Consider the following 14,804-nt stretch of genomic DNA (forward strand, 5'->3'; position numbering starts at 1 on the left):
TCCCCATGGCCATTGTCTTCACCATCACCGACGCCGGCCGTGCCGCGCTGGTCGACCCCGACAACAACGGCACCAACGCCGTGGTCATCGCCGAGGTCGGGCTGGGATCCGGGCGTTACGCGCCGACGAAGGACCAGACCGAGCTACAATCGCCGATCAAGCGCGTGGACACCATCGCCGGCCAGGCGGTCTCCGACGATACGCTTCACGTCACCGTTCAGGATGAGACCAGTGATGCCTACCAGGTCGGCGAGATCGGCCTGTTCACCGATGCCGGCGTGCTGTTCGCGGTCTACTCCCAATCGGACTGGATCATCGAGAAAGCCGCCCCGGCCACGCTGCTGCTCGCCACCGACCTGGTAGTCGAGTCGCTCGACGTCTCCTCGATCACCTTCGGCGATGCCGCCTTTCTCAATCCCCCGGCCACCACCACCGTCAAAGGCGTGCTCGAACTCGCCACGCAGGAGGAAGTCGACGCCGGCACCGACCGGCTTCGCGCCGTCGTCCCGCGCACCCTGAAAGCGTTCATCGACAGAGTGCTCGCCGCCTACGCCACGGTAAAGCAGCTCACCGATCACGCAGCCAGCCGTGACCACCCCGCTGCCAATACCAACAACCAGGGCATGGTCGAACTCGCCACCGTCGCCGAGGCGAAGGAAGGCACGGACAACACCCGCGCCATCACCCCCGCGGCGGACAAGGCCGCGCTGGATCAGCATCGCACCGAGACCGGCGCCCACGCCGCCGACCGCATCTCGCTCGGCACGCTATCGACGCTCGGCAACCCGAAAACCGTCCAGGCCGCCATGGCGGCGCTCGGCTCGGCCGCGTTGCGTAATGAAGGCTCGGGCGGCGGGCTCGATGCCGACAAGCTCGACGGCCAAGAGCTCGACGTCTTCTACCGCTCGAACACTTCCAACCCTTCGATCCGGATGGGCTCGGGCAGCGACACCAACTGGGATGGCATCGTATACAACGAGGGCGACAACACTCTGGCGTTCTACGCCGATCAAGAAGTGGGGAGAGATACGCCCCGCGTCCTGCTGGGACCTGGCTACATCGAGGCCGCCGGAGACCGGTTCTATGACAATGGCGACCTGACGGTTAAGGGAAAAGCCAAGGCGGGAACGCTCGAAGTCAGTGGCGGCGTGTCATTCGGCTCAGAGCTGAACATGCATAACAGCAATATCGTCAACGCCAATAAGGTCACGATCAACGACGAAGGCTTTGGCGAGGGCTTCATGCTGCCCAATTGGGAGTTTTCCGAGAGCGGCGGCAACGCCTACGTTCGCGACTCGAAAAATTCTCACATCGTGATGGAATTCGCGCCCGATTATGTCAGGGCGGTGGATGGTTTCTCTGTCGGGACAGGCGTCGATACCACCAAGTCGTTCTGGAATGGTAAAGGGATCGCGCTGGGCGATAACGATTCGGGAATTCGACAGTCGTCCGATGGCGTTATCGAACTGTGGGGGAACAACAGCCGGGCGCTTTACATCAACGGCGCTGGCGAGACGGTCGCAACCGGTGAACTCGTCGTTGGCTCTAGCAAGATCCGACTGGGCTCGGGAGGTTCCACCAACTGGGATGGCATCGTCTACGACGAGGGCGACAACACGCTGTCGTTCTATGCCGATCAGGAGCCAGGCAAGGACACCCCCCGCGTCAAGCTGGGGCCGGGCTGGATCGAGGCGTCAGGCCGTCGAGTATGGCATGAGGGTGATGTGACGTCGCAAGGCGGTAAATCCGGTGGCCGGCGACGATTGCCCAATGGTGATACCGAAATGTGGGGCTATGTCACGACCAATACCAGCGAAGGCAGCCCGACCAGTGTGACGTTCCCCTACTCCTTCGACTCGGCCTGCTACAACGTGTCGATCACTCCGGTGGTCAATCCCAATGTCGACGTCATTCTCGGCGTCAACGACTCTCCTTCGCGGACAGGATTTACTGCCTATGCATCGCGTCAGAGTGAAACGTCCGACTCTTCCGTACCCGGATTCTTTTGGAGGGCCATTGGCCGATGAGCGTCTACTTCTCCCCACATGAACACGGCTTCTTCGAAGACCACAACAGGCCGGATGACGCTATCGCGATCAGCGACGACGTCCACTGGTCGCTGGTCGAGGGCCTGGCACGTGGTGAGGTCATCGTCATCAACGACGCCGGCGAGCCGGAGTTGACCGAAAGAGTGATTTCCATCGCTGAACTCGCATCAGGGGCACGGGCCGAGATCGAAAGAGCCCTGGCAGCCGAACTCAACGCCGGCATGCCCTACACCCTGCCCGACGGCACCGAGGACGTGATCCAGACCCGCCCCGACCAGGATGAAGCGAACCTGCTCGGCCTGGCGATCGAGGCCCGCGACCTGCGCGCCGCCGGTGAGACCGGTGCCGTCATGTCGCTTCGCGCCAGGTCGAACACCGTCCACGCGCTCACGCCGGAGCAGATGATCGCACTCACCGACGCCGCCAAATCGTTCAAGCAAGCGATGCTGGCCAAGTCATGGGCGCTGAAGGACGCCGTCAGCGCCGCAGAAACGGCAGGCGATCGGCAAGCGATCGAGACCATCACCTGGACCACCGACACCACCACCGAGGAAATCGCATGAACCGTACCCACTTCGAACACGCACTGATCGGCGCCGTCATGATGCTGGTCGCCTGGGCAATCCTCGCCCTTCTCGATGTCCCGGGCGCGGCGCTGATTGCCTTCGCGATTCCCGTAGTTTGGTTTCTCGCCCGCGAATGCACCTCTCACGAGTACCGCCTCGGCGTCGCGCGTGGCTGGCGTTGGGGAAAGAAGCTGCCCGTCAGGTGGTGGGAGGGAGTCGCCCGCGGTTGGACGCGGGATTCGATGCTCGACTGGGTCACCCCGGCGCTGGTCTGCCTGCTGCTGCTCTACGCCATACAGCTCGGAATCGGTGCATTTCTGACATAGGCCGGCCGAAGTCCAGCCATCGAGAGAAGCCCGCCACCCGGCGGGCTTTTTCGTGCCAGCTCGTCCGGGCGTTGTAGATCACCGATCTACAACGCCCGCCGCTAGAGCTCTGCCACACGCCGCGCAAGCATGGCCGCACGCATGCACAGAATCACCAACCGCCCAGGAGCCGCCCATGGCCGATTACCATCACGGCACGTCAGTCACCGAGATCAACGAGGGGACGCGCACCATTCGTGTCGTGTCGACGTCGGTCATCGGGCTGGTCGCCACCGCCGACGATGCCGACGCCGAGACCTTCCCGCTCGATACCCCGGTCCTCATCTCCAACGGCACCACCGCGCTCGGCAAGGCTGGCACATCCGGCACCCTCGCCCGCTCGCTCGATGCCATCTTCGACCAGACAACGCCGGTCATGGTCGTCGTCCGCGTGGCCGAGGGCGCTGACGCCGACGAGACCAAGGCCAACATCATTGGCGGCGTGAACGAATCCGGCCGCAAGACCGGCATTCAGGCGCTGCTGGCCGCGCAGGCCCGCTTTGGCGTCAAGCCGCGCATCCTCGGCGTGCCCGAGCTGGACGACCAGGACGTCGCCGCCGAACTGATCAGCGTCGCCCAGAAGCTCCGTGCCTTCGCCTACGTCTCTGCCTACCGGTGCGCCAGCGTCGAAGAAGCGTCGATGTACCGCCAGGCCTTCGGCGCGCGCGAGGCGATGGTCATTTGGCCCGATTTCACCGGGTTCGACACCGAGACCCGACAGACTCGCAACCTGCCGGCCGTGGCTCGCGCCCTCGGTCTGCGCGCGAAGATCGATCAGCAGACCGGCTGGCACAAGACACTCTCGAACGTGGTCGTGGACGGCGTCACCGGACTGAGCGCGGACGTCTATTGGGATCTGCAGGATCCGAACACCGACGCCGGCATCCTCAACGCGGCCGACGTGACGACGCTCATCAATCGCGACGGCTTCCGCTTCTGGGGCTCGCGTACCTGCACCGACGATCCGCTGTTCGCGTTCGAGAACTACACCCGCACCGCCCAGGTATTGGCGGACACGATGGCCGAGGCGCATCTCTGGGCCATCGACAAGCCCATGACCCCCAGCCTCGCCCGGGACATCATCGAGGGCGTGAACGCCAAGTTCCGCGAACTCACCCGCCTGGGCTACCTGCTCGGCGGCCAGGCATGGTTCGACGCCGAAGTGAATACCGCCGAATCGCTCAAGGGCGGCAAGTTGTACATCGACTACGACTACACCCCCGTCCCCCCGCTCGAACACCTCGCACTGTGCCAGCGCATCGTCGACCGCTACCTCGCCGACTTCGCGTCGCGCGTGGACGCCTGAGCCGGCTTGGCACCGGAACCGTAAGGAGAAAGGAATATGGCACTACCCAGGATCATGAAGGACTTCAACGCCTTCGGCGATGGCAACAACTGGCAGGGGCTGATCCCCTCGCTGACGTTGCCCGAGCTGGCGCGGCGGATGGTCGAGTACGAAGGCGGCGGCATGGATGGCCCCATCGAGGTTGACCAGGGCCAGGAGCTGATGACGATGGAGTGGACCGCCGGCGGGCTGCTCATCGATGGCCTGTTCGACTCGTTCGGCTCGCCAATTCACGACGCCGCGATGCTGCGCATGACCGGCAGCTACGAAAGCGACGAGACCGGCGAGGTCATCCCCGTCGAGGTCGTGGTTCGCGGCCGTCACAAGACAATCGGCATGGGCGAGGCCAGCAAGGGCGACAACAACACGATCAGCGTCACCACCACGATCAGCTACTACAAGCTCACCGTCGACGGCGAGGAGATCATCGAGCGCGACGTCCCGGGCTACGTGTTCAAGGTGCGCGGAGAGGATCGCCTCGAGAAGAGGCGCCGGGCGCTCGGCCTGTAATTCATCGACACCACGCCCGGCCAGCGGCCGGGCCTACCCCTGAACCTGGAGCGACACCATGACCGAGAAGACCACCACCGCGGCGGACACCGACCAGGAAGCCGCCAAGAACCCCAACGAGACCGTCGTCGCGCTCGATTACCCGCTCAAGCGTGGCAGCAAGCAGGTTCACGAGATCGTCGTGCGCAAGCCAAAGGCGGGCGCGCTGCGTGGCGTCTCGCTGACCGACGTGCTGCAGATGGAAGTGACAGCGCTCAACAAGGTATTGCCGCGCATCACCGACCCCGCGCTCTCCGAGGCCGAACTGCGGGGCATCGACCCGGCGGATCTCTTCCAGCTTGGCGGGGCCCTCACCGGTTTTTTGCTGCCACGGAAGTACCGCGAGGAAGCGAGCGAATAGCGCTCCCCGAGCGTGTCGATGACGCCATGGCGGACCTCGCCATGGTGTTCCATTGGACACCGAGCGACATGGACGACATGCCGCTCGAGGAATTGACCGAGTGGCGGGAGCGCGCCCGCCTCCGCCACGAGCCCACCAGGACAACCCCGCAACGATAGGACGCCCGCCGATGGCCGGAGATCTGAAACTCAACGTCATGCTCCGCGCCATCGACAAGGTGACCAAGCCGCTCAAGAAAATCGCCCAGGGCACCGGCCACACCACCGATGCGCTGCGGGAAAACCGCGAGCAGCTCAAGACCCTGGAGCGCGCTCAGAAGGACATGCGCGGGTTCCGCGAACTCAAGCAGCAGTCGCAGGAAAGCGGCCGCGCGCTGAAACGGCAACAGGACGAGATCCGCGATCTCTCCCGCCGGATGAACGAAGCCGGTACCGACACCCAGGCGCTCGGACGCAAGCGACAGCAGGCCATCAAACAGGCGCGCACGCTCTCTCGCCGCTACGAAGACGAGCAACGCCGCCTGCGCGACCTGCGCTCGAGCATGACCCGCGTCGAGGGCGTCACCGGCAGCTACAGCGACCAGCAGGCCGAGCTTCAGCGCCGTATCCGCCGCACCAACGAACAGATCCAGCGGCAACAACGCGAGCTGCGGGAGGTGGCACGCCGGCAGAAGGCCGCGACAGAAGCGACCGACCGCTACCATCGCACCATCGGCCGATCCAACGGCATGCGCGGTGCCGCCATGACCGGGATCGGCGTCGGCGGCGGTGGCGTCTTCGCGCTGAGCGCCCAGGCACTCAGCGCCGAAGCGTCCGGGGCGAAGCTCGCCGCACAGTTCGGCGAATCGAGCGATCTCGGGCTCGACTACCAGGATGTCATCGCCGAGGTCTATGGCGCCGGACGTGGCGCGGACATGCAGCAGGTGACCGAGGGCGTCTCCGCTGTCGCCGCCGCGTTCGGCCCGCTGGACGATATCAGCCAGGAAAGCCTGACCGATCTCACTAAACGCGCGCTGACCCTCTCAGACGTGTTTGGTACCGATGTCGCCGAATCGGTCCAGACAGCACAGCTCATGGTGAAGAACGGTCTGGCGAAAGATGCCAACGCCGCCATGGATCTGCTCGGCGCCGGCTTCCAGCGCGTCTCCGTCGAGATGCGCGACGAGCTTCCCGAGATCCTGCACGAGTACAGTACCAACTTCCGCGCGCTCGGCTTCGATGGCCAGCAGGCAATGGGGCTGCTCGTCGATGCGGCCGGCCAGGGCAAGTTCGCCCTCGACAAGACCGGCGACGCACTGAAGGAGTTCACGATTCGTGGCTCGGACATGAGCAAAGCCAGCGTGTCCGCCTATGAGTCGGTGGGGCTGAACGCCCAAGCCATGTCCGATGCCATCGCCAGCGGCGGCCTTGCCGCGAGGCAAGCGCTGCAGCAAACCGCGAAGGCGATTCTCGCCATCGAGGATCCGGCCAAGCGCGCCAACACCGCCATCGCCCTGTTCGGTACTCCGATCGAGGATCTCTCCGTCGACCAGATTCCCAAGTTCCTCAAGGGGCTGGCCGGTACCGGTGAGGAGCTCGGCGACGTCGCCGGCACAGTGGGCGAGATGGCCGACGCGCTCGGTGACAACGCCATGTCGGCGTTGAAGCGCGTGCAGCGAGCCCTCTCCGGCGAGCTGATCCGCGTACTGCGCGACGTCCGCGACCAGATCATCGACGTCAGCGATGCCGTGGTGGGATGGATGAAAGACAACCCTGCGCTGGTATCCCTGATCATCAAGGCCACCGCCGCTATCGCGGCACTCGTCGCCATCTGCGGCGGGCTGACACTCGTCATAGCCTCCCTACTCGGCCCGTTCGCCGCCTCGCGCTGGGCGCTCGAGATGCTCGGCCTGCGCGCCAAGGGCGCCGAGTCGATGCTCGGCAAACTCGCCAAAAGCGGCATCAAGGCACTTGGCGGGTCGCTCAAGTGGCTTGGCCGCATCTTCGCTGTCGTCGGCCGGGCGTTCCTCCTTAACCCGATCGGTCTAGCCGTAACGGCCATCGCCGGCGCCGCGTATCTGATCTATCGCAACTGGGACGGCATCGCCGCGTTCTTCGCGGATCGCTGGCGCGACGTCAAAGCCGCGTTCGACAGTGGCGTCGGCGCCGTCATGCGCCTGCTGCTCAACTGGAACCCGCTCGGCCTCGTCTACAAGGGCATCATCGCCATCCTGCGCAAGCTGGGCGTCGAGGTGCCGGACAGCATCGCTACCCTGGGCGACGCCATCGTCAACGGCCTGGGCGCGGCATGGGAGGGCATCACCCGGCTCTGGGACTGGTTCAAGGAGGCACCCGGCAAGGCCATCGACGCCGTCGTCGAGCTGGTCAGCGACTGGGACCTGATGGACCAGCTCGAGGAGAAATGGGACGAAGCGATCGCCTATCTCAAATCGCTGCCCTCGCGCATGTGGAGCGCCGGCAAGGACGTGGCGGCCGGTCTCGGCGAAGGCATCAAGAGCGGCGCGTCCGCCGTTGCCGACCGCGCGGGCGACATGGCCGACGGCGCGATCCAGAAAGCGCGCGAGCTGCTCCGGATCCACTCACCGTCCCGCGCGTTCCGGGAGATCGGCGGCCATACCGTCGAGGGGTTCAACCAGGGGCTGGACCAGAAGCGGGACGAACCGGTGAAGCGTGTCGCCGAGATTGCCAGGCGTGTCACCCACGCCGGCGCCGGTATTGCCTTCGGCGCCGCCGCGCTACCGGTGGCGGCGATGCCCGAGATCCACGCCAGCCATAATGTGGCCCTGGACAGCCGGCCGCCGATGGCCACCGCTACACGCAACATCACCCTCGAGGGCGATTCGATCACGCTCAATGTCTACCCCAGCGAGGGTATGAGCGAGCGCGATCTAGCCCGACTGGTCGGCCAGATGCTCGACGAGCGTGATCGCCAGAAAGCCGCCCGAGCACGGCGCCATCTTTACGACAACGATTGAGGTAAACCGCGATGATGATGGTCTACGGCATGTTCGTGTTCTCGCTGGGCACCGCCGCCTATCAGGATTTTCAGCGCCAGACCCAATGGCGAAACGCCAGCCTGTCGCGAATCGGCAAGCGCCCCTCGATCCAGTTTCTCGGCCCCGGTACCGACAGGATCACCCTCGCCGGCGAGCTCTACCCCGAGTTCACCGGCGGCCAGGCGAACCTCGATCAGCTTCGCGCCATGGGCGAACAGGGGGCGGCGTGGCCGCTGATCGAGGGCACCGGCCGCATGTACGGGCTGTACACCATGGACTCGATGGACGAGAGCAGCGCCCGCCACTTCCGCGACGGCGCCGCCTCGCACATCACGTTCTCGCTATCGCTTTCACGCATCGACGACGACCAGCGCGAGCGCCTGGGCACCCTCTCCGGCGCCGCCCTGCGTGCGGCCACCGGGACGCTGTCATGAGCGCCGTCGGACGACCGGCCCGCACGCCGGATTATCGCCTCGCCATCGGCGGTGAGCAGATCACCCCGCACATTCGTGGCCGGCTCCAGCGCCTCACGCTGACGGATCGCCGTGGCCTCGAGGCCGACCAGCTCGACCTCGAGCTGACCGATGATGATGGCCAGCTCGCCTTCCCCCGTCGCGGCGTAGAGATCCACGTCGCCATCGGCTGGGTCGGTGAGCCGCTCACCGATCGGGGAACATTCATCGTCGACGAGGTCGAGCATTCCGGCGCGCCGGATCGGCTCTCCATCCGCGCCAGCAGCGCCGACTTCCGTGGGCAGTTTCCGGTGAAGCGCACGCAGAGCTGGCACCGCACCACGCTCGGTGACATCGTGGCCACCCTCGCCAAGCGCCACGGGCTCAATCCCAGCATCTCGCGTGAGCTCGGCACCGTCGGCATCGCGCATATCGACCAGACCGACGAGAGCGACATCAACTTCCTGACCCGCCTGGCCGAGCGCCATGACGCCATCGCCACGGTGAAAGCGGGCAACCTGCTGTTCATCCGTGCCGGCCAATCGACCACGGCCAGTGGCCTCGAGATCCCACCGATCGTCATTCGCCGGCAGGACGGCGACCGGCACCGCTACAGCGTGACCGATCGCGACAGCTACTCGGGCGTGGTGGCCGCTTGGCACGACACCGACGTCGGCGAGCGACGCGACGTCATCGCCGGTACCGATGACAACCCCAAGCGCCTGCGGCCCATCCATGCGAGCGAGGAAGACGCCCTCGCCGCTGCCAAGGCCGAATGGCAGCGCCTGCAACGTGGTATCGCCGAATTCGGCCTCATGCTCGCCGAGGGGCGCCCGGACATCTACCCGGAGACGCCGGCGCGCTGCGTGGGCTGGAAGCGTGAGATCGAGGAAACTAAGTGGCTACTGGTCGAGGTGCGCCACGATGTCGGCGATGGAGGGTACTCCAGCGAGCTACGATTCGAGATGAGGTCGTGAGCCTGATTTCGCGGGTTCAGGCGACTGAATCTCCAGCGCGAGGCCAATGATCTCGACCTGGTAGCTGTATCTCGCCGTCAGCCGTCTCATGACCAAAGTGGCCAGGGAAAGACCCAATACAAACGACAGCCCCCAAACGGCTAACCAGTCAACGAAGTTCGCCGCGGTGATTTCATGGCTGAAGGTTCTTGAGAAGATATTGAAGCCCCCTACTCTATCCACGAGGTTCAGGGAGAGAAACAGAAGCGAGAACGCGGCGGTTTTCGATCCGAACAGAAAGCTCATGCGTCGCTCCATCCTCGATACCCGTGTCTGCAGCCAGAGCTTCGTATAGGAGAGAACCTCGGAGGGGAATTGCCCGATGGACTCCACGATGTCTAAATCGTGTTCGAATGCGTTTTCCAAGTCCCTGTAAACAATGTGATTCCATCGCCGACAGTACCAAATGAACAATACCAACGGCGACAGTAGGGACAGCGTTGTGATCGCCATGCTTGCAAGCCCAACCCACAAGGCGAAACCAACCGTGCCAGCATCGAGCTCTCCCAGCCATTCCTGATAGGCGGCCAGCCCCGCCAGAATCGAGAACAGAAATAGACCCAGCCCGAGAGTGAAATTAGAGAAGGTGGAGACACCCTGCTCGAACGGTTGGCGATGTTTGTACGGACGGTAGATCTCCATCCGATCGAGCTCGGATAGAAGCTGCTTGCAAGTTTCCAGGGACATTGAGTTAAGTAATTGTGGATAAGATGTGGACGCGCGTGAATAAATCACGCGCTAATCATGGAGTTGTCATCGGGCGGCGGGTTATTCCGCAGGTGATCCTGGGCTTCTCGAATAATCTGGTCTTGATTCTCCATTCGAGGCTGGCACTTATCCGCCCACGGCCTACCAGGGTGCAAAACATCCCATTTTGGACGCAAGCCAGCGTGACGCCCTTTGCCAGGATCATGATTGCCAAAGCCATCGATTAGGTGATTCCAAATCGGAGAAAACTTGGCGATCAGCAACGACTCCCCCAATGGAATCCAGATGTCGTCGACCACCAGAAACCGATAAAAGAAATCCCCCATGTCGAGATTGTCGACCTTGGCGATGCTTTTCTTGTGATCGTTCAAGCGACGATAGAGGGTCTCGGTCGAATCCGGTGACAGCTTGCCCTTGCGAGCCCCCTCCGGCACGGCCTTGCCCACGTAGATCGGAGCGCTGAAGGTGTCGCCCCGGTTGCGCGAGGCGATCTCGTCGTAAGCGGGGAAATCCCCAGCGTAATAGATCGCGTAAACGCCAGCGCCGCTGAACCTCGATAGCTCCCCTAGGGGACGCACTGGCTGACGAAGCATGGCCTGTCCGACACTCTCGCCCAGATGCTTTTTATCGAGGGGATTGAACGGAATGATGTTATCGGTCATGCCAGCTTCCTATGACGCTGGTTCGCCAGTTGCCGCAGTTGAGTCAGCGCGAGTTGCTCCGCGACGGAGCAAGCCACCGCCCGCCCCAAGGCAACGGGAACCGCGTTACCTAGCTGGCGCATCGTTTCTCCCCACGCGCCATGAAACACATAGCTATCGGGGAAGGTCTGCAGCCGGGCCGACTCACGCACGGTGAAATAGCGCACGCTGCCATCATCTCGCACCATCATGTTCTCGCCACCCGGCACGCCATGATCTCCGGCTTTCAACGTCTTCGATGGCAGATCGAGCGGGCTGCCCGTGTGGCCAGGATAGACACGAGCCCCATCCTGGAACTTGTGATTCACGAAACTCTTGGCTCCGCGCTTGCGCGGATCGGGCACGTCCTGAAGTGCGTCGCGAACGGTCCTCCAGGGCTTACGATCCAGCGGGATGAAGCTATCCGACAACTTGCGAATGCGGGACTCGGAACGCGCCGGGCGCGCCGGCCGTTTTTTCAGCGAGATTCCGTGCCGGCCCCAGTACTCGCCCGTCACCCATTGGGAGTGAAGAAGCGCATCCTGCGAGTGCGTCGGCGTGGGGAACGACCACTCCGCGCCCAGATCGGCGCGAAAACCAACGATGAAGACACGCTCGCGCTTCTGGGGCACGCCATAATCGGCGGCGTTCACCAGTGTGGGCACCACGTTGTAGGTTAGCCCGTTGAAATGTTGCGCCCCGGAGGTCTTCTCTTCCTGCAGGCGCTTCAGGTGATCGGCCCACGTCTCGCCCTCGCGGCGTGCCACCTCGGGGAACTCGAGCTGAAGCAAGATGTACTGGTAGTAGTTCGCGAAGCTCGAGCGTGTCAGCCCCTTCACGTTCTCGATGATGAATGCCTTGGGCTTCAACCGGCGCACGACGTCGACCGTGGCCGGGAACATATCGCGGGAATCCCCGAAAGCCTTGTGCCGTCCACCCATGGAGAAGGGCTGGCAAGGCGGCCCACCGGCAAGAAGGTCGATATCCTCCGGCACGCCCGACCAATCGAACTCCCGCACGTCGCCCGACCAGAGAGGCCAACCCTGGACGAGGGGAAAGCCGTTGTTACTGTTCTCGCGAATGGTATCGCAAGCCCAACGGTCCCACTCGACCACGGCCAAGGACTCGAAGCCCGCCAGGGATACCCCCATTGCCAGGCCTCCGGCGCCCGCGAAGAGCTCAACCGATTTCATCATGATCTACTTCCGCTTCGTTGAGGAAATCACGCACGCGCCGCGCCGTGTCTTCCGGGGTGGATAGCTGGCATTCCCAAACGATCAACACTCGCCAACCCATCTCCTGGAGGCGAAGCTGGTTGCGCCGATCGCGCTGCCGGTTAGCCTCCAATTTCTCGCGCCAGAAGGATACCCGGCTCTTGGGCATGCGGGCCAGCTTGCAGCCTTCGTGACGATGCCAGAAACAACCATGCATGAACACCACGGCCCGCCGCGAGGGGAACACCAGGTCCGGCTTGCCGGGCAGGTACTTGGCATGCAACCGGTAGCGAAACCCCATGGCATGCACCATTCGCCGTAGCCGCATCTCCGGTTTGGTATCCTTGCCCCGCACGCGGGACATACGTTCGCTGCGCTCGCTGGGAGTCAGAGTATCGGTCATGTTGGCCTGTACCGTGGCAAGTCCTAACAGGCTAGCACTGGGTCAAGCCACATACCGCCGCGCCTGACTCACCACCACGCCCAGCAGCATCTCCTCCCGCGCGAAGAGAGACTCCCGCCCCTGCAGCGGTATCAGCCGCACCCGGCCGCCGATGCGCCAGGCTCTCGCCAGCAGGTGCTCCCCCTCTACCTTCGCGACGGTGAGATCCTCGTTGCCGATCATCCGACCTTCATCCGCGATCAGCACGTCGCCCTCGATCAGCGGGCCATCGAAGCCGGCGCCCTCCTTCAGCTCCACGGCGAAGCAACTCGGCGGGAAGCTCCCCAGGTCGTAGCCCGCCAACGCTGGATGCCCCAGCCCCATCATCACCGGCCCTAGGTATTGCACCTGCATGACGCTCCCCACGTATCCGACTTATCGTTACCTCGCGAACCTTGGTGGCTCGCTTACCATCATTACTGTATATTCATACAGCAATGCAAAAAAAGAAAGACTACCGCGCTAGGCGACGCTGGTTGGTGACTGGGCCGAGCCTCGCGATACAGCTTGGCGTTTCGGAACGATCGACGTGATACGAAGAAACGCGCGAAACGGGATGGAATTGAAAAGGATGCCAAAAGCCCTGAAACAGGCCCTATCTACCGTTAGCTTCAAATTGGTGTAATTGACACAAAACGTGACAACCGCCATGATTCGTTTCAACGAAAAGTTGAATTTTTAACCCGTGAGGCACGAATCTCGGCGGGTGAACACACCGCCCGAGCTCACGTGAAGGCGGTGTTCTGTTGGTATAGGGGAGGGTTCAGCATGACGACTGAAACCGCGATTCGGACAGCACAGAAAGCGCTCGATATAGCGTGGGATGGCAAGCTGCCCATCGACCCGACTGCCATCGCACGGAGCCTGCAAGTCACCAATGGCGACTCTCGTCTTGCCATCATCATGGAAGGCGACCCTTCGCTCGGGCCCCACAGCGGGCAAGCCGAGTATGTTATGGCACCCGGCGGGGACTACTATCGCTGCACGTATAACAGCCGCGAAGCATCCTATCGGCAGCAGTTCACCAAGGCTCACGAGCTCGGGCACGTGCTCATGGGTCATGTGGTACCGGGTAAAAGCCCTAAACGCGATACGACGTTCAACGCGCCCGCCGGTGATTGGGATGAGGTTGATGCCAACGCCTTCGCGGCCGAGCTGCTGATGCCCAAGGACTACGTGATCCAGATGGCGAACAAGGTCACTAACATTTCCAAATTGGCCGAGATATTTGGTGTCTCGCCAACCGCCATTCGATATCGCCTGCAGAACCTTGGCTTGCTCTAACCCGGCCATTGGCTGATAGTTGACCCATGTCTGTAGACTTTGAAGCCAGTGACAGCGCGGAGCCGGGCAAGCGAGACCCGGCGGGCGACGACTCATACGATGGCGCCCCAACGCGCCAAGGCATCGACGCGGAAGTTCTCAAGCGAAGAAGGGATGGGCGCCGAATGGCGCTCGTTTCCGTCATTGGCATGGGCATTTTCATTGCGATATTTTTTGGGATCGCCACGTGCTTTGCATGGCGATTTTTTCACCTCTATCTCAAGCACCTTCAACTGGTTGGTCACCGAGGTGGGCAACCAGCGCCAGGGCTGGATGGGCTATTGCCTTTCGTCGTCCCGATGATGCCCGCGTTCTTCTTCTCTCTGCTCGGATTGGTCACGCTCATCACCTGCACCCGCTTCATCACCTCCTATGTGAACTCGACGAACGACGACTCGGACGACGCCAACCTGATCGAGCGAATCGCGCGGAGCATCGCCGGTATTCTCCGGGAGCTAAAAGGCGGCGGATCCTAGGCCGGATTCGCCAACCCCTCATCATCCCCCTCGCCCGGCTTGTTAACGCGGGTTGAGACGGCCCAATGCGTAAACGCCTCCGCCGGCACGTGGCGCACGAAGCGCCGGATGGTGTCGCGATCGGTGAGCGCCGGATCGAGCCAGGGCTCGATGCTTTCATTGGTGAGAATTAGCGGCATCCGGTCGTGAACGTCCACCGCTGAACCGCGAGCGGGTTCGGTCAGTATCGCGACGACCCGCTTGCCGTCAGTGCAATTGATGAGA

The 14,804-nt window shown here is 63.1% G+C and carries 18 protein-coding genes; 12 read left to right on the forward strand and 6 right to left on the reverse strand.

All coding sequences use genetic code 11. From position 1 onward, the window contains the following. Positions 1 to 5: 5 nt before the first annotated feature. From DOM54_RS16015 to DOM54_RS16060, 10 genes are all read left to right on the forward strand, one after another. Positions 6 to 2,027 (forward strand): gp53-like domain-containing protein, encoded by a 2,022-nt coding sequence (locus tag DOM54_RS16015; protein WP_110717302.1) that lies wholly within the window; start codon positions 6 to 8, stop codon positions 2,025 to 2,027. Further along, positions 2,024 to 2,611, forward strand: a complete 588-nt coding sequence (locus DOM54_RS16020; RefSeq protein ID WP_110717303.1) for a DUF4376 domain-containing protein — start codon at positions 2,024 to 2,026, stop codon at positions 2,609 to 2,611. The genes DOM54_RS16015 and DOM54_RS16020 overlap by 4 nt, the downstream gene beginning before the upstream one ends. Next, positions 2,608 to 2,940 carry a hypothetical protein gene (locus tag DOM54_RS16025; protein ID WP_110717304.1) on the forward strand — a complete coding sequence of 111 codons (333 nt, stop codon included), beginning with the start codon at positions 2,608 to 2,610 and terminating at the stop codon, positions 2,938 to 2,940. The genes DOM54_RS16020 and DOM54_RS16025 overlap by 4 nt, the downstream gene beginning before the upstream one ends. A gap of 175 nt (positions 2,941 to 3,115) precedes the next feature. Next, entirely contained in the window at positions 3,116 to 4,285 is a 1,170-nt protein-coding gene (locus tag DOM54_RS16030) for a phage tail sheath protein (protein WP_110717305.1), read from the forward strand. Positions 4,286 to 4,321: 36 nt separating this feature from the next. Then, positions 4,322 to 4,834, forward strand: a complete 513-nt coding sequence (locus DOM54_RS16035; protein WP_110717306.1) for a phage major tail tube protein — start codon at positions 4,322 to 4,324, stop codon at positions 4,832 to 4,834. 58 nt (positions 4,835 to 4,892) lie between these two features. Beyond that, the gene (locus tag DOM54_RS16040) at positions 4,893 to 5,234 is read left to right on the forward strand and encodes a phage tail assembly protein (RefSeq protein ID WP_110717307.1); all 342 of its coding nucleotides are present in this window, start codon (positions 4,893 to 4,895) and stop codon (positions 5,232 to 5,234) included. A gap of 26 nt (positions 5,235 to 5,260) precedes the next feature. Beyond that, entirely contained in the window at positions 5,261 to 5,392 is a 132-nt protein-coding gene (locus DOM54_RS16045; protein ID WP_110717308.1) for a GpE family phage tail protein, read from the forward strand. Between the two features lie 11 nt (positions 5,393 to 5,403). Continuing rightward, positions 5,404 to 8,208 carry a phage tail tape measure protein gene (locus DOM54_RS16050; RefSeq protein WP_110717309.1) on the forward strand — a complete coding sequence of 935 codons (2,805 nt, stop codon included), beginning with the start codon at positions 5,404 to 5,406 and terminating at the stop codon, positions 8,206 to 8,208. Positions 8,209 to 8,219: 11 nt separating this feature from the next. Next, the gene (locus DOM54_RS16055; RefSeq protein ID WP_110717310.1) at positions 8,220 to 8,663 is read left to right on the forward strand and encodes a phage tail protein; all 444 of its coding nucleotides are present in this window, start codon (positions 8,220 to 8,222) and stop codon (positions 8,661 to 8,663) included. After that, entirely contained in the window at positions 8,660 to 9,658 is a 999-nt protein-coding gene (locus DOM54_RS16060) for a phage late control D family protein (protein WP_110717311.1), read from the forward strand. Before DOM54_RS16055 ends, DOM54_RS16060 begins: the two co-directional genes overlap by 4 nt. Here DOM54_RS16060 and DOM54_RS16065 read toward each other — a convergent pair. From DOM54_RS16065 to DOM54_RS16085, 5 genes are all read right to left on the reverse strand, one after another. Then, positions 9,635 to 10,339 carry a hypothetical protein gene (locus DOM54_RS16065; RefSeq protein WP_110717312.1) on the reverse strand — a complete coding sequence of 235 codons (705 nt, stop codon included), beginning with the start codon at positions 10,337 to 10,339 and terminating at the stop codon, positions 9,635 to 9,637. The two genes, DOM54_RS16060 and DOM54_RS16065, sit on opposite strands and share 24 nt — an antisense overlap. An 89-nt stretch (positions 10,340 to 10,428) precedes the next feature. Beyond that, a complete protein-coding gene (locus DOM54_RS16070; protein ID WP_110717313.1) occupies positions 10,429 to 11,067 on the reverse strand; it encodes an Eco29kI family restriction endonuclease in 639 nt (212 codons plus the stop codon). Next, the gene (locus DOM54_RS16075; RefSeq protein WP_240613936.1) at positions 11,064 to 12,281 is read right to left on the reverse strand and encodes a DNA cytosine methyltransferase; all 1,218 of its coding nucleotides are present in this window, start codon (positions 12,279 to 12,281) and stop codon (positions 11,064 to 11,066) included. Before DOM54_RS16075 ends, DOM54_RS16070 begins: the two co-directional genes overlap by 4 nt. Next, complete coding sequence (locus DOM54_RS16080; RefSeq protein WP_110717314.1) at positions 12,265 to 12,702, reverse strand: very short patch repair endonuclease; 438 nt, start codon at positions 12,700 to 12,702, stop codon at positions 12,265 to 12,267. Before DOM54_RS16080 ends, DOM54_RS16075 begins: the two co-directional genes overlap by 17 nt. A 42-nt stretch (positions 12,703 to 12,744) precedes the next feature. After that, positions 12,745 to 13,095, reverse strand: a complete 351-nt coding sequence (locus DOM54_RS16085) for a LexA family transcriptional regulator (protein WP_110717315.1) — start codon at positions 13,093 to 13,095, stop codon at positions 12,745 to 12,747. Positions 13,096 to 13,509: 414 nt separating this feature from the next. On the opposite strand from DOM54_RS16085, the gene DOM54_RS16090 reads away from it, so the two are divergent. Continuing rightward, complete coding sequence (locus DOM54_RS16090) at positions 13,510 to 14,025, forward strand: ImmA/IrrE family metallo-endopeptidase (RefSeq protein WP_110717316.1); 516 nt, start codon at positions 13,510 to 13,512, stop codon at positions 14,023 to 14,025. Positions 14,026 to 14,051: 26 nt separating this feature from the next. Then, the gene (locus DOM54_RS16095) at positions 14,052 to 14,540 is read left to right on the forward strand and encodes a hypothetical protein (RefSeq protein WP_110717317.1); all 489 of its coding nucleotides are present in this window, start codon (positions 14,052 to 14,054) and stop codon (positions 14,538 to 14,540) included. Here DOM54_RS16095 and DOM54_RS16100 read toward each other — a convergent pair. Next, a complete protein-coding gene (locus tag DOM54_RS16100) occupies positions 14,537 to 14,800 on the reverse strand; it encodes an SOS response-associated peptidase family protein (protein ID WP_110717318.1) in 264 nt (87 codons plus the stop codon). The two genes, DOM54_RS16095 and DOM54_RS16100, sit on opposite strands and share 4 nt — an antisense overlap. Between the last annotated feature and the right edge of the window lie 4 nt (positions 14,801 to 14,804).

The organism is Salinicola acroporae (assembly GCF_003206615.1).
GTDB lineage: Bacteria > Pseudomonadota > Gammaproteobacteria > Pseudomonadales > Halomonadaceae > Salinicola > Salinicola acroporae.

What these genes read in the sequence shown, in the direction of transcription:
- DOM54_RS16065 (WP_110717312.1), bottom strand. Translation starts at nt 10,339, where the DNA reads ATGGAGATCTACCGTCCGTACAAACATCGCCAACCGTTCGAGCAGGGT.
- DOM54_RS16085 (WP_110717315.1), bottom strand. Translation starts at nt 13,095, where the DNA reads ATGCAGGTGCAATACCTAGGGCCGGTGATGATGGGGCTGGGGCATCCA.
- DOM54_RS16055 (WP_110717310.1), top strand. Translation starts at nt 8,220, where the DNA reads ATGATGATGGTCTACGGCATGTTCGTGTTCTCGCTGGGCACCGCCGCC.
- DOM54_RS16030 (WP_110717305.1), top strand. Translation starts at nt 3,116, where the DNA reads ATGGCCGATTACCATCACGGCACGTCAGTCACCGAGATCAACGAGGGG.
- DOM54_RS16090 (WP_110717316.1), top strand. Translation starts at nt 13,510, where the DNA reads ATGACGACTGAAACCGCGATTCGGACAGCACAGAAAGCGCTCGATATA.
- DOM54_RS16050 (WP_110717309.1), top strand. Translation starts at nt 5,404, where the DNA reads ATGGCCGGAGATCTGAAACTCAACGTCATGCTCCGCGCCATCGACAAG.
- DOM54_RS16040 (WP_110717307.1), top strand. Translation starts at nt 4,893, where the DNA reads ATGACCGAGAAGACCACCACCGCGGCGGACACCGACCAGGAAGCCGCC.
- DOM54_RS16020 (WP_110717303.1), top strand. Translation starts at nt 2,024, where the DNA reads ATGAGCGTCTACTTCTCCCCACATGAACACGGCTTCTTCGAAGACCAC.
- DOM54_RS16025 (WP_110717304.1), top strand. Translation starts at nt 2,608, where the DNA reads ATGAACCGTACCCACTTCGAACACGCACTGATCGGCGCCGTCATGATG.
- DOM54_RS16095 (WP_110717317.1), top strand. Translation starts at nt 14,052, where the DNA reads ATGTCTGTAGACTTTGAAGCCAGTGACAGCGCGGAGCCGGGCAAGCGA.
- DOM54_RS16070 (WP_110717313.1), bottom strand. Translation starts at nt 11,067, where the DNA reads ATGACCGATAACATCATTCCGTTCAATCCCCTCGATAAAAAGCATCTG.
- DOM54_RS16035 (WP_110717306.1), top strand. Translation starts at nt 4,322, where the DNA reads ATGGCACTACCCAGGATCATGAAGGACTTCAACGCCTTCGGCGATGGC.
- DOM54_RS16045 (WP_110717308.1), top strand. Translation starts at nt 5,261, where the DNA reads ATGGCGGACCTCGCCATGGTGTTCCATTGGACACCGAGCGACATGGAC.
- DOM54_RS16060 (WP_110717311.1), top strand. Translation starts at nt 8,660, where the DNA reads ATGAGCGCCGTCGGACGACCGGCCCGCACGCCGGATTATCGCCTCGCC.
- DOM54_RS16080 (WP_110717314.1), bottom strand. Translation starts at nt 12,702, where the DNA reads ATGACCGATACTCTGACTCCCAGCGAGCGCAGCGAACGTATGTCCCGC.
- DOM54_RS16015 (WP_110717302.1), top strand. Translation starts at nt 6, where the DNA reads ATGGCCATTGTCTTCACCATCACCGACGCCGGCCGTGCCGCGCTGGTC.
- DOM54_RS16075 (WP_240613936.1), bottom strand. Translation starts at nt 12,281, where the DNA reads ATGATGAAATCGGTTGAGCTCTTCGCGGGCGCCGGAGGCCTGGCAATG.